Genomic DNA, 25,778 nt, shown 5'->3' on the forward strand with positions numbered 1-25,778 from the left:
ATTTACTGGATTTACACATTCGAAAAAACTGTAAAAAATTTCGTTTTTTACGAGCCGAAGCTGATAAGTAAGCAATTTCCGTTGATTTTCGCTGTAGGAGACGACTCCTGCCGGATGAGTGAGCAAATGAGACATCCCTACGACGCCTAAGCGGCGGGGATGGCTCATCGCTCACCCGGCGGAAAGCGTTCGACTGCAGCGGAAATCCCAGCGAACACTTTATTCAACTTACTACCACGCATTATACCTATAATGCGACTTGTAGAATCTACAGGATTTCATGAACACTAGATTATTAGCTTGCCAAATCTACATATTATCTGGATCACAAAAAACCTCTCCTACAATTAAGTAGGAGAGGTTTGCTTGTTTACTTATTATTTCATTTTAAGTTGTGCTAATTCAGCTAGGAATTTGTCATTCAGAACTTTAATATAAGTCCCTTTCATTCCTAATGATCTTGATTCAATTACGCCAGCACTTTCAAGTTTACGAAGTGCATTTACGATTACAGAACGCGTAATACCTACACGGTCTGCAATTTTAGAAGCAACAAGTAATCCTTCATTGCCATCTAGTTCTTCAAAAATATGCTCAATTGCTTCTAATTCACTATATGATAATGAATTGATCGCCATTTGAACGACTGCTTTGCTACGTGCTTCCTCTTCAATTTCTTCCGATTTTTCACGTAGTATTTCCATACCAACTACAGTTGCACCATATTCACCTAGGATTAAATCGTCATCATGAAATTCTTGTTGTAAGCGCCCTAAAATCAAAGTACCTAAACGCTCGCCTCCTCCAATAATTGGAACGATTGTTGTTAAGCCTTCTTTAAATAGTTCACGGTTTTCCTCAGGGAATACAGAATGTTTACTGTACACGTCTAAGTTAGAAGATGTTTCATTTACTGCAAACAAATTTTTTGTATAATCTTCTGGGAATTGGCGCGCTTCCATCATTTTAATCATACGGTCGTTTTCGATTTGTTGGTGTACTTCAAAGCCAAGTAATTTTCCTTTTCTACTTACGATGAACGCGTTACATTCGATTACTTCACTTAATGTAGCTGCCATCTCTTTAAAGTTAACTGGTTTCCCAGCAGACGCTTGGAGCATCGAGTTAATCTTTCTTGTTTTATCTAATAAATTCATTGTTGTATCCTCCATTATAATTCACTTATTTATTTATTTATATTTTCTAAAGTTTTTCAATTGTTTCCTTGAAACACCCAGTATTCCATTCTACAGTATAAACTGCGATAAATCTTTATTGTTCACAATATTGTCAAGTTTTTGATCGATATAAGCAGGAGTAATTTGAATATGGGCTGGTGAAATGTCGGAAGCTTCATAAGAAAGTTCTTCTAAAATTTTCTCCAAAATCGTATGAAGTCTTCTTGCTCCTATATTATCGGTCTCTTGGTTTACTTCATAAGCGATTTCGCCAATACGTTCAATTGATTCATCCGTAAATGTAATCGTTACTCCTTCCGTTTGAAGTAATGCTTCGTATTGCTTCACTAAAGAATGCTGCGGCTCTCTTAAAATTCGAACGAAATCATCTTTCGTTAGCTTTTCCAATTCTACGCGAATCGGGAAACGGCCTTGCAATTCCGGAATAAGATCCGATGGTTTCGACATATGGAAAGCTCCAGCAGCGATGAACAAAATATAATCTGTTTTAACAGCACCGTATTTCGTCGTAACAGTAGAACCTTCAACAATAGGTAAAATATCTCGTTGAACACCCTCTCTTGAAACATCTGCAGAAGAATTACTTCCACTTCTACTCGCAATCTTATCCATTTCATCGATAAAGATAATTCCGGATTGTTCCGTTTTCTCGATTGCAATTTGGGCAATTTCATCATTATCTATTAACTTACCCGCTTCTTCATGAATTAAAACTTTACGCGCATCTTTCACTTTCATTTTTCTTTTTTTCTTTTTCTTTGGCATTAAACTAGAAAACGCGTCCTGCATATTCATTCCCATGCTTTCCATTCCGCCGCCTTGCAATGCGTCAAAAATGGATGGTGTAGCTTCCGTTACTTCAACCGTTACAATTTCTTCTTCGAGTTTTCCATCTCTTAAATCTTCGGCAATTTTCGAGCGTTTTAAACGTACATCTGTATCTTCTATATCAGAAGTTTCATCTTCGGCTTTTCCACCAAAAAGAGCTTCAAATGGATTTTGATTCGCATTCTTTTTCTTTAATGAAGGAACTAGTAATTTCACAATTGCATCATTCGCCAATCGAACTGCCTGATCTTTTACTTCTTCCATTTTTTCTTCTTTTACAATTCGAATGGCAGCTTCTACTAAATCTCTTACCATCGATTCTACATCTCTACCGACATAGCCGACTTCTGTAAATTTAGTTGCTTCAACTTTTACGAAAGGAGCTTTTGTCAGTTTTGCAATTCGTCTAGCAATTTCTGTTTTCCCTACACCAGTAGGTCCAATCATTAAAATATTTTTCGGTATTACTTCATTTCTCATCTCTTCATCAAGCAATTGTCTTCTATAACGATTTCGAAGTGCAACTGCTACTGCTTTTTTTGCTGTTTCCTGGCCAACAATATACTTATTTAAATGCTCTGTAATTTGTTTTGGGGTTAAGTTTGTTTCTTTCATTCACCTAATACCTCCACAATAATTTGATGATTCGTAAATACGCAAATATCAGCGGCAGTAGTTAAAGACGCGACTGCGATTTCTTTTGCAGTCATGTTATCCCCAGCATACTGTTTTAATGCTCTTCCAGCAGCAAGTGCATAATTCCCACCAGAACCGATTGCAAGAATTCCATCGTCTGGTTCGATTACTTCACCAGTACCAGATACTAATAATAGATTTTTACTATCCATTACTAACAGCATTGCCTCTAGTTGTCGTAGCATTTTGTCTCCTCGCCATTGTTTAGCAAGCTCGACCGCTGCACGTTGAAGATTTCCGTTATATTCTAATAACTTCCCTTCGAACATTTCAAATAGTGTAAATGCATCTGCTACGGAACCAGCAAATCCAGCTACAACTTGACCGTTAAATAATCTTCTTACTTTTTTAGCCGTATGTTTCATCACTACTTGATTGCCTAATGTAACTTGACCGTCTCCTGCCATTGCATGAGAACCTTTATGACTAACCGCAAAAATCGTTGTTGCATGAATACTAGACATTTTACCATTACCTCCAATAGATCAAATTCACCTTATTGTTGCCTGCATGCTATGCTCGAGGATGAGCATTCATATACGTTTTTCGTAAATGTTCTTTCGTTACATGGGTGTATACTTGAGTAGAAGATAGATGCGAGTGACCTAATAACTCTTGAACGCTCCTTAAATCTGCCCCATTGTTTAATAAATGCGTGGCAAAAGTATGGCGCAGCATATGAGGATAAATCGTTGAATGCATGGATGCTTTTTCCATCATTCCATTTAAAATATACCGTACTCCTTCTGTCGTTAAATGTTCTCCCCTATTATTTACGAATAGGTAGGGATGAGATGTTTTCTTCATCAATTTCGTTCTACTATTTAGCACATAGTCTTCCACTGCAGATAGCGCAAAGTCTCCTACAGGTACATACCGCTCTTTCCTACCTTTTCCCATAACACGGACGACCCCGTAATTACTATCAATATGACGTAATTCGATCGATGTAAGTTCACTTACTCGTATTCCGGTTGCATATAACAATTCAAGTATTGCCATATTACGAATGGACAACGGATCAGACGCCTTATTTCCTTCAAATAATTTCTCCATTTCTTCTTCATAAAAGAAATGCGGCAACTTCGTTTCTTTCTTTGGATGGTATAACGATTGGAAAGCATCATCTCGAATATTGTATTCTCTATGCAAAAATTTATAGAAAGATCGTATAGAAGATATTTTCCGAGAAATAGAAGTTCTTGCGAGTTGCTCATCATATAAGTTAGTAACATACAATCTTGCATGAACATACTCTACATCATTTAAATTATTTACTCCTTCTACTTCTAAAAAGTGTATAAATTGCTTTATATCTTTTTCATATTCTCGAATGGTTAGGTTTGAGTAATTTTTTTCTAATTGAATATACGCTATAAAAGAATGTAATTTATCTAATGCAATCATGCTATGCAACTCCGTTATATTTCCATAGTAAAAGCCTCTAAAAGTATACAACTTTTAAGAGGCTGAAAGCAATTATATTGCTGTATTTTTCATAAAATTTTGAATCGTTGTAAGCGCTCTATTCCCTAATTGTTCTGTTCTTGCTTTTTTGTCCCTTACTTTCGGCTGTAATTCTGGGAATAAACCAAAGTTTATATTCATCGGTTGGAAGTTTTTTGGGTCCGCTTCTGTTATATATCGCGCCATACTACCGAGTGCTGTTTCACTTGGGAATATGACTAACTCTTCCCCTTTTGCCAGTTTCGCTGCATTAATACCCGCGAGTAGTCCACTTCCAGCTGATTCTACATATCCTTCTACCCCTGTCATTTGACCGGCAAAGAAGATATGTGGATTTGCTTTTAACTGATATGTCGGTTGTAAAACATATGGCGAATTGATGAACGTATTACGATGCATTACACCATATCGAACGATTTCCACATTTTCAAGACCAGGTATTAACTTTAATACTTCTTTTTGTGGACCCCATTTTAAATGCGTTTGGAATCCAACGATATTATAAAGTGTGCCAGCTGCATCATCTTGTCTTAGTTGGACAACCGCATATGGACGTTTCCCTGTTTTTGGATCTTCTAGACCAACCGGTTTCATCGGTCCGAACAATAATGTTTTACGTCCTCGTTCTGCCATGATTTCTACCGGCATACAGCCTTCAAAATAAATTTCTTTTTCAAATTCTTTTAAAGGCACTACTTCTGCTGCTACTAAAGCATCGTAAAAGCGATTAAACTCTTCTTCTGTCATCGGACAGTTTAAATACGCAGCTTCGCCTTTATCATAACGAGATTTCAAATATACTTTGTCCATATCGATGCTGTCTTTTTCCACGATTGGAGCTGCAGCGTCATAGAAGTATAAGTATTCTTGACCTGTCATTTCTTTTACTTTTTCGGCTAGTGCCGGAGAAGTTAAAGGTCCAGTTGCAATAACAGTAATACCTTCAGGGATTTCTGTTACTTCTTCATTTACTACTTCGATCAATGGATGATTTCGAATTGCTTCTGTTACTCTTCCAGCAAAATCATGTCGATCTACTGCAAGTGCACCACCTGCTGGCACGCTACTATTATCTGCTGACTCAATAATAAGCGAATCTAACATACGCATTTCTTCTTTAATAACGCCTACAGCATTAGTTAAATTATTTGCTCTAAGGGAATTAGAGCATACTAACTCAGCAAATTTATCCGTATGATGGGCTGGTGTTTGCTTCACTGGGCGCATTTCATAAAGACGTACTTTTACGCCTCTTTTTGCAATTTGCCAAGCAGCCTCGCTCCCAGCAAGTCCTCCACCAATAACGTTTACAATTTCAGTCATGTCGTATCCTTCTTTCTTTTAACTCTGTGGATCTTCCTTATAATCGCAAGAAACACATTGTATTTGTATACCTTTTTTCAATTTCTTCTCTACTAGCATAGCATTACATTTAGGACATGGTCGATTGATCGGCTTATCCCATGAAACAAATTCACATGTTGGATATTGATCGCAACCGTAAAACAATCGTTTTGTTTTACTTTTTCGTTCGACGATTTGCCCTTTTTCACAAGATGGACATGGTACACCAATTTCCTTTATAATCGCTTTTGTATTTCTACAATCCGGGAAATTGCTACAAGCCATAAATTTACCGTAGCGCCCTAATTTATATACCATTGGAGAACCACAATTTTCACAATCTTCTCCAGTAGGTTCATCTTTAATGACGATTTTCTCCATTTCAGCATCTGCATGCTCTACGTGTTTCGCGAAGTCTTTGTAGAAACCATCAATTACTTCTACCCATTTCACTTGCCCTTCTTCGACACTATCTAAATCTTGTTCCATTTGAACGGTAAATTCAATATCCAAGATATTTGGGAAAAATTCTAAGACGAGTTGATGGACAATCGTTCCAAGTTCGGTAGGAACGAAACGTTTTGTTTCTAATGCAACGTATCCTCTTTTTTGAATCGTATCAAGCGTCGGTGCGTAAGTTGACGGTCTACCTATACCTAGCTCTTCAAGTGTTTTAACGAGTCTAGCTTCCGAATATCTTGGAGGCGGTTGAGTAAAATGTTGCTTAGGTTCAATGGCAAGTGCACTCACTTTATCCCCTACTGCTAAAACAGGTAAAAGTTTGTCTTTATCATCTGTTTGATCATCCGAACCTTCTACATACACTTTCATAAAACCAGGGAATTTTATTTGAGAACCATTTGCACGAAATACAGCTTCCCCACTTTTCAAATCTACTGCAACTGTATCTAAAATTGCAGGAGCCATTTGACTAGCGATAAATCGTTCCCATATTAACTTATACAAACGAAATAAGTCACGAGACAAAATTGCCTTCAACTCATTTGGGGTTCTTAAAACACTTGTAGGACGTACTGCCTCATGGGCATCTTGGGCTTTTTTCGATTGTTTTTCTGCTTTTTTCGTTGCAATGAATTCTGAACCATATTCCTGCGTAATGAATTCTTGTGCATCCGCTTTTGCAGTGTCCGATATACGAGTAGAGTCTGTTCGCATGTAAGTAATTAGACCAACAGTACCCTCTTTTTTGCCAAGATCAATACCTTCGTATAATTGTTGCGCAAGCATCATCGTTTTTCTAGCTCTAAAATTTAGCTTGCGAGCGGCTTCTTGTTGAAGTGACGAAGTAGTAAAAGAAGGTGCTGGATTTCTTTTGCGTTCTTTTTTCACTACATTCGTTACTTCAAATTTTTTGCCTTTCATTACATTTAATACTGCTTTTACGTCACTTTCATTTGATAGTTTTACTTTTTCTTTTTCATTTCCAAAGTAAAGTGCATCAAACGCTTTTTTATCTTTTTCGAATTGCCCTTCGATCGACCAGTATTCTTCTGGGATAAAACTATTAATTTCATTTTCACGGTCAATGATCAAACGAAGTGCAACTGATTGAACACGGCCAGCCGAAAGACCTTTTTTCACTTTCTTCCATAGTATAGGACTAATATTATAACCTACAAGGCGATCCAAGATTCTTCTCGCTTGCTGCGCATCCACCAAATCCATATTAATCGGTCTAGGGTGCTTAAATGATTCTAAAATGGCATCTTTTGTAATTTCATTAAAAACAACGCGACAATCTGATTGAATATCAACATTTAAAGAGTTAGCTAAATGCCATGCAATCGCTTCCCCTTCTCTGTCGGGGTCAGCCGCGAGATAAACTTTTTTCGCTTTTTTGGCCGCTTTTTTTAAGTCTTGTAATACAGGACCTTTTCCCCGTATCGTAATATATTTTGGCTCGTAGTCATGTTCAACGTCGACACCCATTTGACTTCTAGGTAAATCGCGTACATGCCCGACCGATGCTTTTACTTTATATTTCTTACCAAGGTATCGCTCAATCGTTTTTGCTTTTGCTGGCGATTCTACTATAACTAAATAATCCGACATAAATGTGCCTCCTTATAGAAGGTAACTCGCTTTATTCTTCAAAACAAATACCTGTTGCAAAATGTATAACAGTTTCATAATAAAAGCAAGACTTTTCATTTTTAAATTATTTTATTCATTTGTTATTTTAGTAATTCTTCCAGTATTTGATGACCATCCCAAACAGGCTTGGCCCCTTCTTGTATAAGGAGATGTGGACCTGCAGAAAGGGGAGAAAAGATAGATCCTGGAATCGCAAATATTTCTTTTCCATTTTCCAGTGCATGTTCCATGGTCGAAACTGTACCACTTTTTGCTTTTGCTTCTGTAATAACGATACCTTGTGACAAGCCACTAATAATTCGGTTACGCATAGGAAAATTCCACTTTTTAGGTGTTATATATGGGGGATATTCCGTTATTAACAACTGTGTTTTCGACATTTTATACGCCAAATCGATATTTAGTTTTGGATATATATGAAAAAATCCAGTGCCTAATACAGCAATTGTTTTTCCTCCATATTCCATCGTAATTTCATGTGCTAATGTATCGGCACCTTTCGCTAGTCCGCTTACGATGACAAAGTTTTCTCGTATTAATGGAGGTAAAATTTTTTCAATACTACTTTTAGAGTATTCGGATGCTTCTCTAGAACCTATTACTGCAAGTTTTTTATCATTAAGCAGTAAATTTATGTCACCTTTTGCATATAACACTGCTGGTGGATCATACAAGTTTAATAGATTAGAAGGATAATTGGGATTAGTGTAAATAATAGGGGTTATCGTATGTTTTTCATACATTTGTAGAAGTGGGATTTCTACAAATTTTCGATACATTTGTTGCAAATTGATCGCACGATCCTGCGTTATTTTACATATACTCGCAAGTAAAGAAGGCTCCATCTTTTCTATTTGAGCTAATTGGGGGTCGTACTCAAGTAGAGGTTTTATCTTGTTTAAAGGAACTGGAAAAACATAATGCAAAGCTAAAAATCGTTTTAGGAATAGTTCATCACTCATTTCTGCCCTCCTATAAAAATAGTACGGTAGCATCATTCGATGCACCGTACTACTAATATTAATGTGTTTTACAAGCGTCGTAAAGACCTGCTTCTTTAATTGCTTCGATTAAAGTTTCACCAATAACAGATGGAGTTGCAGCAACTTTCATTCCTGCATCTTTCATTGCTTGGATTTTTCCTTCTGCCGTACCTTGACCGCCGGAAATAATTGCTCCAGCATGTCCCATACGTTTACCTTCAGGAGCAGTTTGACCACCAATAAATCCTACAACTGGTTTTGTCATATTAGCTTTAATCCATGCTGCTGCTTCTTCTTCCGCAGTACCACCGATCTCACCAATCATAACAACCGCATATGTTTCTTCATCTGCATTGAATGCAGTTAAAGCATCGATAAAGTTAGTTCCATTTACAGGGTCTCCACCAATACCAACAGCTGTCGTTTGACCGATACCAGCTTGTGTTAACTGATGAACTGCTTCATACGTTAATGTACCAGAACGTGAGACAACGCCTACGTGACCTTTTGTATGAATATATCCTGGCATAATACCGATTTTACATTCATCTGCTGTAATAACACCAGGGCAGTTTGGTCCTACTAAACGAGTTTTCTTTCCTTCCATGTAACGTTTAACGTTTACCATGTCAAGTACTGGAATATGTTCTGTAATACAGATTGTCATATCTAACTCAGCATCTACTGCTTCCATAATCGCATCAGCAGCAAATGGAGCTGGTACATAAATTACGGAAACGTTCGCACCAGTAGCTTTTACAGCGTCTTCTACTGTATTGAAAACTGGAACGCCTTCTACTTCTGTACCACCTTTACCAGGAGTAACCCCAGCAACGATTTTTGTACCGTATTCAAGCATTTGTTTTGTATGGAAAAGAGCAGTTGAGCCCGTAATTCCTTGAACGATTACTTTCGTATCTTTATTAATATATACGCCCACTATATGTCCCTGCCTTTCTTATCCTACAAGATTAACGATTTTTTGAGCACCGTCTGCCATTGAGTCAGCAGCGATAATATTTAAGCCGGATTCATTTAATAATTTTTTACCTAAATCGACATTTGTTCCTTCTAAACGAACTACTAATGGCACAGAAAGTCCTACTTCTTTCGCAGCGATAATAACACCTTCTGCGATTACGTCACATTTCATGATACCACCGAAGATATTAACGAAAATACCTTTTACGTTTGCATCAGAAAGGATGATTTTGAATGCTTCTGTAACTTTTTCTGCAGTAGCACCGCCCCCAACGTCCAGGAAGTTTGCGGGTGAACCGCCGTAATAGCTAATCGTATCCATAGTAGCCATTGCAAGTCCTGCTCCATTAACCATACAACCAATATTTCCATCTAATGAAATATAGCTTAAGTCATATTTAGAAGCTTCGATTTCTTTTGCATCTTCTTCATCAAAATCGCGCATTTCTAAAATATCGCTATGGCGATATAAAGCGTTTGCGTCGAAGTTAAATTTTGCATCAAGTGCTAAAACGTTGTCATCCGCAGTTACTACTAACGGGTTGATCTCAACGATAGATGCATCTTTTTCTTTATATACTTGGTATAAGCCAAGCATAAATTTAGCTGCTTTATTAACAAGTTTTGCTGGAATATTCATATTAAAAGCCATGCGGCGAGCTTGGAAGCCCGTTAAGCCTACAACAGGATCAATCTCTTCATAGAAAAGCTTTTCTGGTGTATTTGCAGCTACTTCCTCGATATCCATACCGCCCTCTTCAGAGCCCATTAATGTTACACGAGAAGTTGCACGGTCTAGTACTAAACCTACATAATACTCCTTCTTAATATCGCTACCTTCTTCGATCAGTAAACGCTTAATTTCTTTACCTTCTGGACCTGTTTGGTGTGTTACTAACACTTTACCTAATAGTTCCTTCGCGTATTCACGTACCTCATCTAAACTTTTTGCGATTTTTACCCCACCAGCTTTACCACGACCACCCGCGTGAATTTGAGCTTTAACAACATAAACGCTTGAGTTTAACTCTTTTGCTGCTTTAACTGCCTCTTCAGGTGAAAAAGCAACAATTCCGTTTGAAACTGCTACGCCATATTGTCTGAGGAGTTGTTTCCCTTGATATTCATGGATATTCATCTTGCATCCTCCAATCAAACTTGTGTCAAGTAATTTACTACCTTACTCATTGTATTAAAACTGTCACAACTTGTCCACAAAAGTCTAGTATTTAAATAATTTAGCGAATATTCGGATTTCTGAATGATAGAATTAGAATCGTAGATGGCTTTTACTCTTTTCCTGATCCACTTTATAAATAAATGCAAACACCTCTGCCACTGCTTGATATAGCTCTTCCGGGATGGATTGGTTAATATCAAGCTGACCAAGAAGTCCTACTAAACTTGCATCTTGTTGGATTGGTACATCATGTTCTTTTGCTTTCGCTAAAATATTTTCTGCAATTTTTCCTTTTCCTTTTGCCACTACGGTCGGCGCATCCACGCTACCTGCTTTATACGTTAAAGCAATCGCTTCTTTTCGAACTTGTTTCTCTTCTGTCATATGCGAATATCTACTCCTTGCGTTTCTTTTGAAGCTATACTTGGCAGGATCTTTGATGCAAGTGGTTGTTCTTCAAAAGTTTTCGTAAATACGCCGGATAAAGTATATCCAACTGATAATAAGCCATCTTTTAGAGCATTTTTAAATGTATTAGCGACCTGCTGCAAATGCGGATCATTATTGAATACGGTAACTGTGACGATTCTATTTTGTACTTGCATATCCACAACCGTTTCATCTAATGTTTCTAATTGTAAATAAAACATAATTCTCGCAAAATCTGCGTCTATTTTACCATTTTCTTTCATCCGACCATTCCACTCTAGCGTCGCATCCATTTTCTTCCCAAGAAATTCTAATGGCACTTGCATAAGCAGTTGATGTTGCGGCCCGTTCTCCCCCGACAAGATTTGCAAACCATTCATTCGATTTAATATGGTTTCTGCTCCATCTCTAACGGATGCAGATATTGCTTGATTTTGTAATAATTCCACTAGTTGTGGTTTTAACTGTGAAGCTATTTGTCTTAGTTCTTCACTGTTACTACCTAGTTTGGCTTCATAATTAAACCCAAGTGTTTTCAATACTTCTTTCATCGCATGTTCAAAAGCTTTTCCATCCAATTGGTTTAATACAGCTTGCTCCGACTGAGTGATCAACTGGGAGTTAAAACTATTGGAATTACTTTTAATCATTGTATTTACTTGTTGTAACATTTGGTTAACTGTTTCCAAAGTTTGTCCTTTTCCAAGTAGCGTAACTAAATGCTCTTTAGCAGTTAAACCATTTGTATCTTTCTGGAAAATAGCCTGCCCGCTTTGTCCCGCAAATACTTTAACAAGCGCGTTATGGATTGGTTGAGCTTGGCTTTTTTCTTTCATTAGGGACAACAGTTGTTCTTTTTGTCCTGCATTCAATAAAGGCTGCATATTTATCCAGTTACGGAGTTGTTCTACAATTGCCCCTTTTTCAGTTGGAGCGGCTTCTACTAATTGCGCCATCCATTGACCCGCTGAGTTAGGTAAAGAAGGTTGACTAGGCAGAGGGGTAGGGTTCGATAAAGAAGCCGCTAGAGGTAAAACTCCCACTTCCTTTAAGGCTTGTAAAATAGGTAACCTCGCAGAAATACTTGCTTCATGATTTTGGAGCGCCTCTATTTGCTTTCCAATAATCGCTCCTGCAGTCGGTAAACGAAAAGGCTCTGCAATTTTTTGTAAGCTTTGCAATACATCATTTTTTAAAGCTTGCGAAATAGTCGAATCTTGTTGTAAAGCCGATTTGAAGCTTTCGATAGATGACTGCAAACCACTCGTGGATTTCCCACTTAAGACTGCTTCCAAAAGGCTTGTTGTAAGCGGTAGCTTTAATTCTGTCATTTTTTGTATACCTTCTAGGGCAGCTTTTATCGATACCCCTGGTGGCAGTTGTTTTAATAATTGCTCTGCTTGTACTAATAAATCTTTCGAAATTGGTATTTGTTCTTTTAAAAAAAATTGGGTTACCGCTTGCATTTCTCTCGTTTTCGTTAAACTCATCGCCTGTAATAACTGGGTGGCTTGTTGTGGGATCGTATTGCCTCCAGTTAATGGGCCGGTCACTACTTTTAGTTGTACTTCCGGAGATGAGTTCGTTACTTGAAAAAAGTGTGCGTCTCCCGCTTTTAAAGGTGTTTCTAGTTTTGCAATGACTTTTTGATTGCCAATTTGCACTTCTGCAATTTGATTGGGATAGAGTTTTTTTATCACTCCATGTACAACTTGCCCCTCTTTCATTGGCATTTGTTTACTAGCTGTAATGGTTTGGGATGATTGTGCCCCAATGGATGAAAAAGATGGAAAAGTCATATACTCACCTCATTTTATTAAAATGGACTTAATCGGTTCAAACGTTTTTCGATGATGTTCAGTTGGTCCGTATTTTCTTATCATCTCCACATGTTCTTTCGTTCCATATCCTGCATGTTTGTTGAATAAATACTGAGGATACGCTTCATGTAATTGATCCATATACTCATCACGAGCTGTTTTAGCAAGTATAGATGCCGCTGCAATTGCTAAACTTTGTGCATCTCCTTTGATAATGGAGTGTGTTTTTATATTAATCGGCAGCCTCATAGCATCTACAAGTACTACAGAAGGTTGTTTATGTAAATTGACGACAGATTCTGTCATGGATTGCTTTGTTGCTTCATAAATATTTAGCTCGTCTATTTTTTCGACTGATTGAAAATGAATGAAATAACTAATCGCATTGTTTTTTATAATGTTAGCTAGTTCATTTCGTTTCGCTTTGGTAAGTTGCTTAGAATCGTTTAACCCAATTAGTTCTTCTGCATGAGTATTTAATACGACTGCTGCTGTCACTACAGGTCCTGCCAATGGTCCTCTACCTGCTTCATCGACCCCTGCTACTAAATCATGTTCGTTATTACAAAAACTACGATCAAATGATATTTTTTCTTCATGTGCTTGTTTTTCTAGTAGTAACTTTTGCTGCTTTCTTTTCCAACTGTTTAGTAGTTTCTGAGCACCTACTCTAGTATCATTTTCTAGCTCTTTAAACCAAGTTTCTGAACCGGTTGCATGCTCTAACTTTTCTTTTATTTCTTTCAAACTTAACATATTCACATCTACTTTCTCTTGCTTATTATAATGTATCGGTCGTTTTTTCGTTTAATTAAAAATGCTTGCATAGTTTTTTCTAACGATTTGAATCTATATTTCAGATTGTAGTGATATTGCGTTTTAAAGTAACCACTAGCCTTCGCGCTTGCCGCAGTCATGAGCCAACTCGTGTTGCACACGAGTGGGTCTCATGACTGCGGCTCATGCGGCCCGGCGCGCTACGACAAGTATAACCGCTCTATTTATTTAAAGAAGATTATCCAATAAAAAAATGCGCAACGTTACAGGCGTTACTCGCAACGTTTATAAATAATGCGTCCAATTCCTGGTCGTCTTCCCCCAAGTCAACTTGTTATTTTAAGAATTGATTGCTTTCACCAGCAATTTGGTTGCTCTCATGTTAATTTGATTGCTTTTGGAATAGAATTGGTTGCTATCAATGACCGAATGGTTGCCATAAGCCATTTACTGGATTCTCTTAGTCGAAAAACCTATATATTTTTTTAACAAGACGATGCTAAATAAGTAAACAAATTCCATTGATTTTCGCTGCAGGCGTCGACTCCAGCCGAGGCCTGCAGGATGTTGGTCACGAAGGCGTTGCCACACGATGTGGCGCTCTTAGCCTTAGTTCCTCCGTTGGGCTAATGAGACATCTCAGGCGTACGCGCAAGCGGCGGGGATGGCTCATCGCTCACCCGGCGGAAAGCGTACGACTGCAGCGAAAATCATAGTGGTCACTAAGACACACTATCCCTAAACTGTCCCATTCCATAAACTTTTTTATGTCTGAACCACGAGAAAACCCTCTTTACCATATGGCAAAAAGGGTGTATTTTTACATTAATATTCTTCTACAAAATCGAACGTCAATTTACCAAGATGTAGATTACGAACGTCTCGAACGATTAACTCAGCGACTTGATCGTAATCAATTTCGCCGCCACCCGCATAACATCTCCGTAGCTTGCCAATATGGTCGAATGTTTCTACTAGGTCTTCACTAACTTCTGTTAGCTGATAACGCTCTTCCATGCGCTTCGGATAATGTTCTTGTAGAAAACGAAGCCCATAAACAGCTAGATCTTCCATATTGATCACTGCGTCTTTTATCGCACCAGTGAGCGCCAACTTATATCCAACTTGCTGATCTTCAAACTTTGGCCAAAGAATACCAGGTGTATCGAGTAATTCAATTTCCCTTTCCACTTTGATCCATTGTTGTCTTTTGGTTACACCAGGTGTATTACCGGTTCTCGCAATGTTTTTCTTTGCAAATCGGTTAATGAGTGTAGATTTTCCTACGTTCGGAATGCCAACAATCATTGCTCGGATTGCACGCGGTTTAATACCTCGGTCTTTCATACGGTCCCATTTCGGCTTTAAAAGCTCTTTAGCGGCTTTGAAAACAGTTTGTAATCCTTTTCCTTCTAAAGAGTTTATCGCGACAGCAGGATGCCCTTTTGACTCAAAATAAGCTATCCATTTTTTCGTCTGCGCTTCATCCGCCATATCCATTTTGTTTAAGATGAGTAATCTCGTTTTTTGATGAACAACTTCATCAATCATCGGATTTCGAGAAGACAACGGCAAACGTGCATCTATTAACTCAAATATGATGTCAACTAGTTTTAAGTTTTCCGTTACTTCTCTTCTTGCTTTGGCCATATGACCAGGAAACCATTGAATCGTCATTTTGTTCCACCTTCTTTACTTTACAAAACCAATATCATCCATTGGCCAGAATACGAAGTTCGTACTTCCAATTACTTCATCGATCGCAACAAGACCAATATGTCTACTATCTTTACTATATCTACGGTTATCTCCCATTACGAATATGTATCCTTCCGGGATTTCATGCTTTTGCGTAATATCTTCTAACGTGAAGTCATCTGTCAGAGTTCCTTCATTGATCTCGCTTTTATATTGCTCTAAATATGGTTCTGGTAGTTTTTTTCCGTTGATAAATAATTGATCATTATTAAATTCTACATGATCACCAGGTAAACCAATAACTCGTTTAATATAATTTTTTTGTTCTGGTGCATGAAATACTACTATATCGTAACGATCTGGTTTGCCAACCATATATCCAATTTTGTTAACGACCATACGGTCCCCATTTTGTAAAGTAGGCATCATGGATTCTCCGTCTACTACGATTGGTGTAAATAAAAAGAACCGAATTATTGCTGCTAGTCCAAAAGCGATCAAAAGAGCTTTCGACCATTCCCATAATTCATTCTTTTCCTTTTTTACTTGTTCCATTAATTTGCCCCCTTCATTCACTCCTTATATTGTACAAGGAAAATTAGTTTCAAGCAAAAAGAATGACAGCATTTCTTTTGAAAAGAAAAAATGTTGTAGCAAAAGTGGCATCACCTTCACTACAACATTTACTTTTACTATTAGCGACGCTCTTTAATACGAGCTGCTTTACCACGTAGGTCACGTAAGTAGTACAATTTAGCACGACGAACTTTACCACGACGAACAACTTCTAAGTTTGCAATTTTTGGTGTGTGTACAGGGAATGTACGTTCAACACCAACACCGGAAGAAATTTTACGAACTGTGAAAGTTTCGCTAATTCCGCCTCCACGACGTTTAATTACAACTCCTTCGTACATTTGGATACGTTCGCGAGTTCCCTCTACTACCTTAACGTGTACACGAACTGTGTCACCTGGACGGAAAGTAGGAAGATCTGAGCGTAATTGTTCTTTTGTGATTTCTGAAATAATGTTTTGCATCATTTTCTCTCCTTCTCTAGAATGCTCTTACACACATTAGCTGTTGCAGCGGAACACCCAAAATCAGTACTTTACATAAAAGTACATAATAAAATATATCATAACTATTTGTTACATGCAATTATAAATTGCTTTTTAATTCATTAATTAATTGTTTTTCTGTCTCACTTAGTTCAACCTTGTCTAACAAATCAGGTCTTCTTTCTACCGTTCGTTTCAACGACTGCTCTTTTCTCCATTTAGCAATGGCAGCATGATTTCCTGACATTAAAACATCTGGTACTTTATAGCCGCGAAATTCTACTGGACGAGTATAATGCGGATGTTCCAACAGTCCTGTCGAAAAAGAATCTTGTTCATGTGATTCAGCTTTTCCAAGTACATTTGGTAAAAGTCTAACAACACTATCAACAACAGTCATTGCAGCTAACTCACCACCGGTCAAAACAAAATCTCCAATGGAAATCTCATCCGTCACTAAATGTTCTCGGATACGTTCATCATAGCCTTCATAATGTCCACAAATGAAAATTAGTTCTTCTTCTTTCGCAAGTTCTTCTGCTTTTTGTTGCGTAAATCGCTCTCCCTGGGGACAAAGAAGAATAATACGACGTTTATGTTCCGAATGCGTCATAAGCGATTCTACTGCATTAAAAATGGGTTCTGGCTTCAACACCATACCAGCGCCGCCACCATATGGATAATCATCTACTTGATGATGTTTGTTGCCGGAAAAATCTCGAAAGTTGATCACATTAATCGCAACTTCTTCTTTTTCTTGCGCCTTTTTCAAAATAGAGGAATTAAAAACCCCTGTAAACATTTCTGGAAAAAGCGAAAGAATATGAATGTTCATCATGATAACAAACCATCCAGCGCGTCAATCGTAATTTTTTTACTTTCAATATCAACCGTTTTAACGACATCTTCGATATACGGAATATAATGTGTTTTTCCTTTTACGGGTTGAACGGCCCAAACGTCATTTGCACCCGTTTGAATGATTTCCGTAACAGTTCCAATTACTTCGCCTTCTAAGGATTCAACGGAACAGCCGATAATCTCGTGGTAATAAAATTCATTATCTTCTAAATCGGAAAGATACTTTTCGGATACTTTTAATACAGCATCCCGGAAAACTTCTACATCTTTTAATAATGCATATCCTTCAAACGTTAATAAATCAAAGTTTTTATGCTTACGATGACTAGCGACTTTGACGATAATCGGCTTAGATCCATCCGCTTTAAAAAGTCCAAGCTCACTACCAACTTCATATCGTTCATCTGCAAAGTCAGTAGTTGAAATAACACGAACTTCTCCCCAAATGCCATGCGTGTTCACGATTTTCCCAACATTAAACCATTCCATGTATATTACCTCCTATCAAAAAAGGAAGAACAAAGTGTTCTCCCTTAATCTTGAATGTCGACATATGTTTTTTTCTTTTGGTGACTGCCTGCTGCTGAGTAAACAATAGTACGAACTGCTTTCGCTACTCGCCCTTGTTTGCCAATTACTTTTCCCATATCTTCAGGATGAACAGAAAGTTTATAAACTATACGGTTTACATTTTCCTCTTTTTCAATCTGAACTTGTTCAGGATAATCAACTAATGGTTTAACGATTGCTTCGATCAGCTGCTTCACATTGTCCCCTCCGATTATTTGCCGAGTTTTGCGTTATGGAATTTTTCCATAATTCCTTGTTCTGAGAACAAGTTACGTACTGTATCAGATGGTTTCGCACCGTCTTGAAGCCATTTTAACGCTAATTCCTCGTTAATTTTAACTTCTGCTGGTTTTGTAAGTGGGTTGTAAGTACCTACTGTTTCAATTTGACGACCATCACGTGGAGCGCGAGAGTCTGCTACTACAATACGATAGAAAGGAGATTTTTTTGCTCCCATACGTTTTAAACGAATTTTAACTGCCATTTTTATTGCACCTCCGAATAGTTTCACACAAGATAGTATATTATCAAGCTTTTATTTGTTTGTAAAGTGTTTTTTCTTAACACCTTATTTTTTTCTAGAAATTTTACTTAAAAAGAGAGTCTAAGCCAGGCATTTTCATCTTTTTCTTCCCTTTTTGTTGCATGTTCGTCATTTGTTTCATCATTTTTTTCATGTCGTCAAATTGTTTTAATAATCTGTTCACATCTTGAATGGACGTTCCAGACCCTTTAGCAATTCGTTTTTTTCTTGGACCATTAATAATATCAGGAGTCGTTTTTTCTTGCGTAGTCATCGAGTAAATAATCGCTTCTACACGATCCATTTGCTTTTCATCGACTTTTGCATTTTCTAACCCTTTTATCTTACCAGCCCCTGGAAGCATTTTTAAAATTTCATCTAATGGTCCCATTTGTTTTACTTGACTTATTTGATCTAAAAAGTCATCAAAAGTAAAAGATTGCGTACGGAATTTTTCTTCTAATTCCTTCGCTTTTTCTTCATCTACATTTGCTTGGGCTTTTTCGATCAGTGACATCATATCTCCCATACCTAAAATACGGGAAGCCATGCGTTCTGGATGGAAAGCTTCTAATGCATCCATTTTTTCGCCCATCCCGACAAATTTAATCGGTTTTTGCGTGACAGAACGAATAGATAAAGCTGCACCACCACGAGTATCGCCGTCCAGTTTCGTTAAGACAACACCCGTAATACCTATTGTTTCGTTAAAATTATTTGCGACATTGACTGCATCTTGCCCTGTCATCGCATCGACAACTAAGAAGATTTCATCTGGCTCTTTAATCCCACGAATATCTTTTAACTCTTGCATAAGTGTTTCGTCAATATGAAGTCGACCTGCTGTATCGACAATTACGACATCATGATGCTCTTCTTTTGCATGCTCAAGCGCCTGTTTAACAATTTCAACTGGGGAAATATCGGTACCTAATGCAAAGACCGGTAAAGATAACTGCTTTCCTAGTGTTTCTAGCTGTTTTACGGCTGCTGGACGATAAATATCGGCAGCAACAAGTAAAGGCTTTTTGTTGTACTTTTTACGCAGTACACTCGCTAGTTTACCGGTAGTCGTTGTTTTACCTGCACCTTGAAGCCCAACCATCATTATGACAGTCGGTGGTCTCGTTGAAAAAGAAATTTGGCTTTGCTCTCCGCCCATTAACTCTGTCAATTCATCTTTAACGATTTTAATGACATGTTGACCAGGAGTTAGACTTTTCATCACTTCTTGACCAACTGCTCGTTCGGATACATTTTTGACGAATTCTTTTACTACTTTTAAGTTAACATCCGCTTCGATTAACGCACGTCTTACATCTTTCATCATTTCTTTTACATCTGCTTCAGAAATTTTTCCTTTGCCTTTGATTTTCTGAAGCGTCCCTTGGAGTCGCTCAGCTAATCCTTCAAATGCCATACATGCCGCCTCCTAATCCCATTCTTTTAATTGATTAATGAGTTGAATCAGTGTTTGTTCAGATGATTGATCCTTTACTACTAGCAGTAGCTGGTCAATTGTTTCTTGCCGTTTTTCAAATTTCGTAAACAGATTCAGCTTTTCTTCATACTCTTCTAGCATTGCCTCTGTTCTTCGAATATTATCATAAACTGCTTGTCTCGAAATATCATATTCTTCTGCTATTTCTCCAAGTGATAAATCATCTAAATAATAAAGCTGCATATAGCTTCTTTGTTTATCTGTTAATAAAGCCTGGTAAAAATCGAAGAGAAAATTCATACGAGTTGTTTTTTCAATCATTCCCATCTCTCCTTACCAATTCAATTGTCTCCTCTAGTTTAGTAATAGAGGAGGCAACTGTCAAGTATTTTTACTTGTCTTCTTCATTTTCACTTTCATGCTCTAAACCTTCTGCGAAAAGTCCATATACATATTTCTCTGCATCAAATGGTTGCAGGTCATCCATTTGTTCCCCAAGTCCAACGAATTTTACAGGTATATGCAATTTAGTACGAATAGCTAATACGATACCGCCTTTTGCAGTTCCGTCTAACTTCGTTAATACGATACCTGTAACATTTGTCGCTTCTTTAAACGTTTGCGCTTGCACCAATGCATTTTGACCTGTCGTAGCGTCTAATGCAAGTAATACTTCATGTGGAGCGTTCGGTATTTCCCGAGAAATAACGCGATGAATTTTTTCTAATTCATTCATTAAATTTACTTTGTTTTGAAGTCGACCAGCAGTATCGCATATTAAGACATCTGCATTTCTCGTTTTCGCTGCTCTAATAGCGTCGTACATAACTGCAGCAGGATCTGATCCTTCTGCTTGTTTAATCACTTCCACACCCACTCGGTCGCCCCAAACTTGCAGTTGGTCAATAGCTCCTGCACGGAATGTGTCTCCAGCAGCGAGCATCACTTTTTTACCTTCACCTTTTAGACGATGCGCAAGTTTTCCAATGGTAGTTGTTTTCCCCACGCCATTAACTCCAACGAATAAAACAACAGATAATCCTTCATTTTCCAATTGTAGTTCCGTTATATTTTCATCGCCCGCTTCATAAATTTCTACTAACTTTTCTGAAATAACAGACTGAATTCCCGCAGTGTCTTTTATATTTTTACGCTGTACTTCAAAGCGTAATGCTTCCATTAGCTCGTCCACTGTTTCGAAGCCAACGTCCGCTTGCAGCAAAATTTCTTCTAATTCTTCGAAAAAGTCTTCATCTACTTTGCGGTACTTCGCAACAAGATCATTTACTTTAGAAGTAAACTGGTTTCTCGTTTTAGCTAATCCTTCTTTGAACTTATTCGTTATCGTAACCGTTTCTTGGACTTCTTCCGTTGTACCAAGCATTTTCTCTTTTAACTTTTTAAAAAAACTCATTCGTATAAACTCCTTTACGTCACTAATTGTTCTTCTAGTTTAACAGAAACTAATTTAGAAATTCCGGACTCTTGCATCGTTATACCATATAAAACATCCGCACCTTCCATTGTTCCCTTCCGGTGCGTAATAACGATAAACTGCGTATTATGACTAAACTTTTTCAAATAGTCGCTATACCGAGTGACATTTGCTTCATCTAGCGCCGCTTCTACTTCATCCAATATACAAAACGGAACTGGTCTAGTATGAAGAATAGCAAATAGTAAAGCGATAGCTGTTAGTGCACGCTCCCCACCCGATAATAACGAAAGGTTTTGCAATTTCTTTCCTGGAGGTTGCGCAATAATATCAATACCTGTATCCAATAAAGAAGTAGGATCTGTCAAAATTAAATCTGCCTGACCACCACCGAATAATTCACGAAACACTACTTTAAAATGCTTCTGTATGTCACGGAAAGTCGTTTCAAAACGAATCGTCATTTCTTCGTCCATCTCTTTGATCACTTCATGCAAAGTTTCTTGAGCAGATAGTAAATCTTCCCTTTGTTCGGTCAAAAACGTATGGCGCTCACTCACTTGCTCGAATTCTTGAATAGACCCTAAATTAATCGGTCCAAGCTCCTCAATCGAAAGTTTCAGTAGCTTCACTTTTTTACGAGCCAAATCCTCTTCTAGCGTAAACGGGAAATCTCGCTCAGCTTCTTCTAAAGTCATTTCATATGTTTCTTCTAAATGATTTTGTAATGTATGCATCTCTACTTCTAACTTACTTAACTTGATTTCCAAATCTCGTTCTACATTCGTATGAAGATTTGCCTCATTTTGCACTAACTTTAAGGAATGTTCAAGCTTGCTTATTTGTTCCACAAGTGCCATCCTATTTGTTTTACCAGCTTGGATTTGTTCAACTAAATGATCTTTTTTGTCTTTCAGTTGGCCAATAAGTATTACAAGCTCCTCAGCAGAAGTCCCACCTTGTTCATCATTTTCGTACCAAGCAATTTCTTTTTGTAATGTCCCCACTTTTTGGGTACTCGTTAAAATAGAGCTTTCTAGCTGAACTTTTTCTTTTTCTTGCTGGGAAACTTGTTCGTTTACTACTGCAATATGAGATAGTAGCTCCCCAAGTTCATTTTGAAACTTGTCTTTTTCTTCAATGGATTGTTGTTTCAGCAGTTGTAGTTGATCAATTGTTTGCTGAATAGTGGCTAATGATTCCTTAATCTCAGCATTTCTAATCGCAGTTTGTTCTTTTTTACGGACTAGGTTCTCTTGTAAATGATTCTTTTCCGTTTTTTCCTCATCATATTCTAGTAATTGATGGGTAAGTCGGGAAATGATTGCGGCACATTCTCTCGTTTCAGAAAGCAGTCTATGCTCTTCTCCTCGTAATGTTTCGCCCGCAAGTCGAGTTTCCTCCAATTTAATTTTTAACTGCTGAACTTCTTGTTTTCTAGAAGAAACGGCTTTTTCTGCTTGGTAAACAGACTTTTCTAGTTCAATTAGCTTGTCATTTAATTGATCCAGCTCCGCTTTCCGTGTAAATAGCGAAGATTGCTGTTTCACTGAACCACCAGTTAGGGAACCACCTGCGTTCACTACATCCCCATCTAACGTGACAAATCGATATTTATACTGCAAACGAGACGCCATTTCATTTGCGCCTTTTAAATCTTTTGCAATAATAATACTCCCGAGCAAGTTTTCCACAATAATTTGATAGCCATCACTATAATTAACAAGCTTATCCGCTGTATTAACAAATGATGGATGCCCGCTAATCGAAGCTAATGTATGCTCGTTCAATTTACGCGACTTCATTACTTGTAGCGGTAAAAATGTTGCCCTACCGACCTTTTTCTTTTTCAACCATTCAATCGCCATTCGCGCATCTTGACTCGTATCCGTAATAATATGTTGAGATTGTTGACCGATAGCCGTATCAATTGCATTCATATACGCATGAGGAATTTGAATTAGCTCTGCTACTGCCCCATGAATTCCTTGTAATTCTTTTTTATCCCTTGCTTTTAATACTTCTTTTACTCCTTGGAAAAACCCTGAAAACTCGGATTCCAACTCTTCAAGCGAATCTTTTCTTGCTTGCATTTGATGCTTCATTTGATACGCTTTTTGGAGCATAGTTTGTTGGTCTTCAAATGTCGTATCCAGTTGTTCCGATGCTTCTCGCTTCTGCGCATAGTCGCGTAGTTTTTGTTCTAATTCTTTTTGACAAGTTGCAAGTAATTTGTCTAGTTCTTGTTTACGAGAAGTAAGTTTTTCTAACTCTTCTTTTATGTCCCGGTAGTCTTCAATCATTTTTTCGGAAGAAACATGTTCAAAATGTAATTGCTGTTCCATATGCTTCATTTCATTTTTCATCGTTGCTTCTTCGTTTAATAAATCGATATATGTGCTTTTTAACTCTTCTATTTCGTCTTCTACTTCTGAGGCAGATTTACTTAATACAAGATCAATTTGATGCTTTTTAGCACGAAGCTCTTTTAACAGAAGTTGTTTTTCTGATTTGGAAACATTATTTTCTTTTAATTGTCGCTCAAAAGAAATAAGTTTTTCTTGTTCTTCTTGTAGTGTATTTCTTAGTTGTGAAATTTGCTGACTTGCATTATGTTGCTTTTCTGCAAGTAAAAGCTTACGACCTTCTAAACGTTCTAATTCAGAACTTGTCTCTACTAATTCACTTTGTTCTGAATCTAACTTTTCGTCTATTTGAGACATTGCTTTTCGATCTTTTTGGATAGAATCTTCCATCGTACGAATTTGCTCTAAAAGTGCTTGTTTTGTTTCTTCCATTGCTTGTAATTTACTATGTAATGTAGCGTTTTCTTGAACATATAATCGTAAATCATGTGCAATTACAGCAATCTCAATACCTTTTAGTTCCTCGGACATTCGCAAATAGTCGGACGCAAGGGATGACTGAATTTGTAAAGGCTCCATACGACCGTCTAATTCATGTAATATATCTAATACACGATTCAAATTATCGTCTGTTTCAATTAGTTTAAATTCTGCTTTCTTTTTACGTTGCTTATATTTTAGTACTCCAGCAGTTTCCTCAAAAATAGTTCTTCTATCTTCTGGACGACTATTTAGAATTTCATCCACTCGACCTTGCGAAATGATCGAAAAAGCTTCTTTTCCAAGACCAGAATCCATAAACAAATCGGTAATATCCTTTAATCTACACGTTTGTTTGTTCAATAAATATTCGCTATCGCCAGATCTAAAAACTCTTCTTGTGACGCTAATTTCTGTAAAATCAAGCGGCACCAAGTTATCCGTGTTATCTAGTATTAATGTAACTTCCGCAAAGTTTAATGCTTTTCTGGAATCACTTCCTGCAAAAATAACATCTTCCATTTTTGCTCCACGTAAAGATTTAGCAGATTGTTCTCCTAATACCCATCGTATCGCATCGGTTACATTACTTTTTCCACTACCATTAGGACCTACAACCGCTGTAACTCCCGGTACAAAATCTATTCCAATTCGGTCTGCAAATGATTTAAAACCTATAATTTCTAATCGTTTAAGGAACAATGATTATTCCCCCTGTTCTTGATCCTTTATTGCAAGTATTGCAAGTCTTGCTGCTTGTTGCTCTGCTTCTTTTTTTGATCGACCTTTTCCAATTCCTAATTCTTTTGCGTTGAGTAGGACACGAGAAACAAATGTTCGATTATGCGCAGGTCCTTTTTCCTCTACAATTTCATAGCTAAGTGTTCCATTATTATGTTGTTGAATAACTTCTTGTAACTGACTTTTATAATCCATCACATGCGAAAAAGCACCGAGCTCTATTTTCGGAAAAACAATTTTTTCTAAAAAGGAGACAACTTCGTCTAACCCTTGATCCAAATATAATGCTCCTACAAACGCCTCAAAAACGTCTGCAAGTAACGCTGGTCTTTCTCGTCCGCCTGTTAGTTCTTCTCCTTTTCCTAACAATACATATTGACCAAAGTTTAACTCATTGGCAAATAACACAAGTGAAGGCTCACAAACGATTGCTGCACGGAGCTTTGTTAACTCCCCTTCACTCATCATCGTATATTGTTGAAACAAATATTGGGAAACGGATAATTCTAATACGGCGTCACCAAGAAATTCTAGGCGTTCATTATCGGCAAAAAATTTCCGTCGATGCTCATTCACATAGGATGAATGTGTAAAGGCTTGATACAATAGTGCTGGATTATTAAATTGAATTTGAAAATGCTGTTGAAACTGTTCAAATTTCTCTTTCACATTTTCTGAAAAAATGGTCTTTCTTGTATGATTATTTTTGCGATTTACTTTCATGAATAATCTGCCTTCCTCACTTTTCTGCTTTATCATGTATGCTTTTAAGTTTACCTGTTT

General features: G+C 37.4%; 24 protein-coding genes. All 24 read right to left on the reverse strand.

The annotated features are described in order from the left end of the window. Positions 1-377: 377 nt before the first annotated feature. The 24 genes from codY to rnc all read right to left on the reverse strand — a co-directional run bounded on the left by codY (position 378) and on the right by rnc (position 25,718). The gene (gene codY / locus FG383_RS04935; protein WP_142605748.1) at positions 378-1,157 is read right to left on the reverse strand and encodes a GTP-sensing pleiotropic transcriptional regulator CodY; all 780 of its coding nucleotides are present in this window, start codon (positions 1,155-1,157) and stop codon (positions 378-380) included. A 90-nt stretch (positions 1,158-1,247) separates the two neighbouring features. Beyond that, positions 1,248-2,642: an ATP-dependent protease ATPase subunit HslU gene (gene hslU / locus FG383_RS04940; RefSeq protein ID WP_142605749.1), complete on the reverse strand. Its 1,395-nt coding sequence runs from the start codon at positions 2,640-2,642 to the stop codon at positions 1,248-1,250. Continuing rightward, the gene (hslV, locus tag FG383_RS04945; protein ID WP_142605750.1) at positions 2,639-3,187 is read right to left on the reverse strand and encodes an ATP-dependent protease subunit HslV; all 549 of its coding nucleotides are present in this window, start codon (positions 3,185-3,187) and stop codon (positions 2,639-2,641) included. The genes hslU and hslV overlap by 4 nt, the downstream gene beginning before the upstream one ends. A gap of 49 nt (positions 3,188-3,236) precedes the next feature. Beyond that, positions 3,237-4,130, reverse strand: coding sequence for a tyrosine recombinase XerC (xerC, locus tag FG383_RS04950; protein ID WP_142605751.1), 894 nt, complete (start codon positions 4,128-4,130; stop codon positions 3,237-3,239). Positions 4,131-4,202: 72 nt separating this feature from the next. After that, positions 4,203-5,513: an FADH(2)-oxidizing methylenetetrahydrofolate--tRNA-(uracil(54)-C(5))-methyltransferase TrmFO gene (trmFO, locus tag FG383_RS04955; RefSeq protein ID WP_142605752.1), complete on the reverse strand. Its 1,311-nt coding sequence runs from the start codon at positions 5,511-5,513 to the stop codon at positions 4,203-4,205. 18 nt (positions 5,514-5,531) lie between these two features. Next, a complete protein-coding gene (topA, locus tag FG383_RS04960) occupies positions 5,532-7,607 on the reverse strand; it encodes a type I DNA topoisomerase (RefSeq protein ID WP_142605753.1) in 2,076 nt (691 codons plus the stop codon). Positions 7,608-7,729: 122 nt separating this feature from the next. Continuing rightward, positions 7,730-8,611 (reverse strand): DNA-processing protein DprA, encoded by an 882-nt coding sequence (gene dprA / locus FG383_RS04965; protein WP_142605754.1) that lies wholly within the window; start codon positions 8,609-8,611, stop codon positions 7,730-7,732. A 58-nt stretch (positions 8,612-8,669) separates the two neighbouring features. Further along, positions 8,670-9,572: a succinate--CoA ligase subunit alpha gene (sucD, locus tag FG383_RS04970; protein WP_142605755.1), complete on the reverse strand. Its 903-nt coding sequence runs from the start codon at positions 9,570-9,572 to the stop codon at positions 8,670-8,672. A gap of 18 nt (positions 9,573-9,590) precedes the next feature. Beyond that, a complete protein-coding gene (gene sucC, locus FG383_RS04975; RefSeq protein ID WP_142605756.1) occupies positions 9,591-10,751 on the reverse strand; it encodes an ADP-forming succinate--CoA ligase subunit beta in 1,161 nt (386 codons plus the stop codon). Positions 10,752-10,883: 132 nt separating this feature from the next. Then, positions 10,884-11,177: an EscU/YscU/HrcU family type III secretion system export apparatus switch protein gene (locus FG383_RS04980; protein WP_142605757.1), complete on the reverse strand. Its 294-nt coding sequence runs from the start codon at positions 11,175-11,177 to the stop codon at positions 10,884-10,886. Then, positions 11,174-13,021: a hypothetical protein gene (locus FG383_RS04985; protein ID WP_142605758.1), complete on the reverse strand. Its 1,848-nt coding sequence runs from the start codon at positions 13,019-13,021 to the stop codon at positions 11,174-11,176. The genes FG383_RS04980 and FG383_RS04985 overlap by 4 nt, the downstream gene beginning before the upstream one ends. A 9-nt stretch (positions 13,022-13,030) precedes the next feature. Beyond that, on the reverse strand, positions 13,031-13,798 hold the full coding sequence (locus FG383_RS04990; protein ID WP_142605828.1) for a ribonuclease HII: 768 nt from the start codon (positions 13,796-13,798) through the stop codon (positions 13,031-13,033). Between the two features lie 846 nt (positions 13,799-14,644). Continuing rightward, a complete protein-coding gene (gene ylqF / locus FG383_RS04995; protein ID WP_142605759.1) occupies positions 14,645-15,496 on the reverse strand; it encodes a ribosome biogenesis GTPase YlqF in 852 nt (283 codons plus the stop codon). Positions 15,497-15,511: 15 nt separating this feature from the next. Further along, the gene (gene lepB / locus FG383_RS05000) at positions 15,512-16,072 is read right to left on the reverse strand and encodes a signal peptidase I (RefSeq protein ID WP_142605760.1); all 561 of its coding nucleotides are present in this window, start codon (positions 16,070-16,072) and stop codon (positions 15,512-15,514) included. Between the two features lie 140 nt (positions 16,073-16,212). Beyond that, positions 16,213-16,557 carry a 50S ribosomal protein L19 gene (gene rplS / locus FG383_RS05005; protein ID WP_142605761.1) on the reverse strand — a complete coding sequence of 115 codons (345 nt, stop codon included), beginning with the start codon at positions 16,555-16,557 and terminating at the stop codon, positions 16,213-16,215. A gap of 121 nt (positions 16,558-16,678) precedes the next feature. After that, complete coding sequence (gene trmD, locus FG383_RS05010) at positions 16,679-17,413, reverse strand: tRNA (guanosine(37)-N1)-methyltransferase TrmD (protein WP_142605829.1); 735 nt, start codon at positions 17,411-17,413, stop codon at positions 16,679-16,681. Beyond that, entirely contained in the window at positions 17,413-17,928 is a 516-nt protein-coding gene (rimM, locus tag FG383_RS05015) for a ribosome maturation factor RimM (protein ID WP_142605762.1), read from the reverse strand. The genes trmD and rimM overlap by 1 nt, the downstream gene beginning before the upstream one ends. 44 nt (positions 17,929-17,972) lie before the next feature. After that, the gene (locus FG383_RS05020; RefSeq protein WP_142605763.1) at positions 17,973-18,206 is read right to left on the reverse strand and encodes a KH domain-containing protein; all 234 of its coding nucleotides are present in this window, start codon (positions 18,204-18,206) and stop codon (positions 17,973-17,975) included. A gap of 14 nt (positions 18,207-18,220) precedes the next feature. Then, on the reverse strand, positions 18,221-18,493 hold the full coding sequence (gene rpsP / locus FG383_RS05025; protein ID WP_093263327.1) for a 30S ribosomal protein S16: 273 nt from the start codon (positions 18,491-18,493) through the stop codon (positions 18,221-18,223). A gap of 103 nt (positions 18,494-18,596) precedes the next feature. Continuing rightward, positions 18,597-19,952, reverse strand: coding sequence for a signal recognition particle protein (gene ffh, locus FG383_RS05030; RefSeq protein ID WP_142605764.1), 1,356 nt, complete (start codon positions 19,950-19,952; stop codon positions 18,597-18,599). A 12-nt stretch (positions 19,953-19,964) separates the two neighbouring features. After that, positions 19,965-20,294, reverse strand: coding sequence for a putative DNA-binding protein (locus tag FG383_RS05035; protein ID WP_425467626.1), 330 nt, complete (start codon positions 20,292-20,294; stop codon positions 19,965-19,967). Positions 20,295-20,364: 70 nt separating this feature from the next. Beyond that, positions 20,365-21,387 carry a signal recognition particle-docking protein FtsY gene (gene ftsY / locus FG383_RS05040; RefSeq protein ID WP_142605766.1) on the reverse strand — a complete coding sequence of 341 codons (1,023 nt, stop codon included), beginning with the start codon at positions 21,385-21,387 and terminating at the stop codon, positions 20,365-20,367. A 14-nt stretch (positions 21,388-21,401) separates the two neighbouring features. Beyond that, positions 21,402-24,956, reverse strand: coding sequence for a chromosome segregation protein SMC (gene smc / locus FG383_RS05045; protein WP_142605767.1), 3,555 nt, complete (start codon positions 24,954-24,956; stop codon positions 21,402-21,404). Between the two features lie 3 nt (positions 24,957-24,959). Next, entirely contained in the window at positions 24,960-25,718 is a 759-nt protein-coding gene (gene rnc / locus FG383_RS05050) for a ribonuclease III (protein WP_142605768.1), read from the reverse strand. Positions 25,719-25,778: the final 60 nt, after the last annotated feature.

It is taken from the genome of Psychrobacillus soli, assembly GCF_006861775.1.
In the GTDB taxonomy this organism is placed as follows: domain Bacteria; phylum Bacillota; class Bacilli; order Bacillales_A; family Planococcaceae; genus Psychrobacillus; species Psychrobacillus soli.